The sequence below is a fragment of the Streptomyces sp. SID3343 genome (assembly GCF_009865215.1).
Taxonomy (GTDB): domain Bacteria; phylum Actinomycetota; class Actinomycetes; order Streptomycetales; family Streptomycetaceae; genus Embleya.
Window position 1 is genome coordinate 1 of the sequence record NZ_WWJX01001490.1, and the last position, 1527, is coordinate 1527.

1 protein-coding gene is annotated in these 1527 nt (G+C 69.5%); it reads left to right on the plus strand.

Annotated elements, in window-relative coordinates:
• Positions 1 to 384 precede the first annotated feature (384 nt).
• The gene (locus GT354_RS47425) at positions 385 to 1284 is read left to right on the plus strand and encodes a phosphotransferase (RefSeq protein ID WP_161364002.1); all 900 of its coding nucleotides are present in this window, start codon (positions 385 to 387) and stop codon (positions 1282 to 1284) included.
• Positions 1285 to 1527: the final 243 nt, after the last annotated feature.

The window sequence follows — 1527 nt, forward strand, 5'->3', positions numbered from 1 at the left end:
CGCACCGATGATCTACACAACAGACCGAAAACGATGAGTTGCCCAACACTTTCTCAGGCGCGGACGCCGATCGGCCACGCGAGGAGCAGCGGCCTCGGTCTTGGCGACGAGGTCGCCTGCGGCCAACGCGCAGATCGCTCGGCACATGGTCGGAACCAGGTAGGGCCGGCCGCCCCGGTGTGGCACCTGCAGGGGTCGCTCACGCACGGGCGGCACATCCGCGGCGATCGCGGTACGAACCTCGACCGGGGCACCCGGCCGACTACGGTCTCCAGCGGAGGCCCGGCGAGTGCGATACCCGTTTCGCGAATCTGATGCCGGTTCAGCGCCCAGGTCCGGGGCGCGAGAGCCGGTCCGCCGGTGGCTTCGGTACTGTGACTTTGTATGACCGACACCGAGATCGAGATCACCGCAGATCTGGTCCGCGACCTGCTGCGGGAGCAACATCCAGATCTTGCCGGGCTGGCCATCCGTGAGGTGGCGGGCGGCTGGGGCAACCAAATGTGGCGTCTGGGGGACGAGTTGGCCGTGCGGATGCAGCGCATGGACCCCACCCCGGAGCTTCAGCTCAAGGAGCGGCGATGGCTACCCGTACTGGCCCCGCTCCTGCCGCTCCCGGTGCCGACCCCGGTGCGGTTCGGCGAACCGGGCGAGCGCTTCCCCAAGTACTGGACGGTGATGACGTGGGTTCCCGGCGAGCCGCTCGATCACGGTTCGATCAGCCGCGGTGTCCACGCGGCCGACACGCTGGCGGGTTTCCTCCGGGCGCTGCACGTGGAGGCGCCCGCCGAGGCGCCGATCGCCACGGACCGCGGCGCCCATCCCAGGGACTGCACGGACGGCTTCGAGAACTTCTTCCAGGCCGTCGATGTCCTCGACGACATCGCTGCCGACGTCCGGGCGGTCTGGGACGACGCCGTTGCGGCCCGGGCGTGGGAGGGCCCGCCGGTGTGGGTGCACGGCGACCTCCATCCCGCGAACGTCGTCGTCTCGGACGGAACGCTCTCGGGCATCGTCGACTTCGGTGACATGTTCGCCGGCGATCCGGCGTGGGACCTCGCCGCCGCATGGGTGCTGCTGCCCGCGGGCACGGCGGCACGGTTCTTCGACATGTACGCGCATGCGGACGAGGCGGCGATCCGGCGCGCCCGAGGGCTGGCCGCCATGAAAAGCCTCTTCCTGATGCTCATGGGGCAGAACGGAGATCGGGGCCTTCCCGGCGGCAAGTCGCACTGGGGACCTGCAGGTCGGGCGGCACTCGATCGTGTCTTGAAGGGTGTTTGACGCACGCTTCGTCGAACCTGTTGTCGATCTTGTTTGCGTTGAACACATCGTCGGGGATGCGCCGTGAACGTTCCCGGATACGCGCGGTCGTCGGCGGCCGTGCCCCTCGGCTCACGCCACCGGCTTACGCTCGGGGCTCACGCCACCGGTTCGCGCCCGGGGCTCACGCCACCGGTTCGCGCCCACCACGGACCGGATCGCCGTCGCGGGACGCGGTAAATCGCCTCATGACGCCGTGCCCCC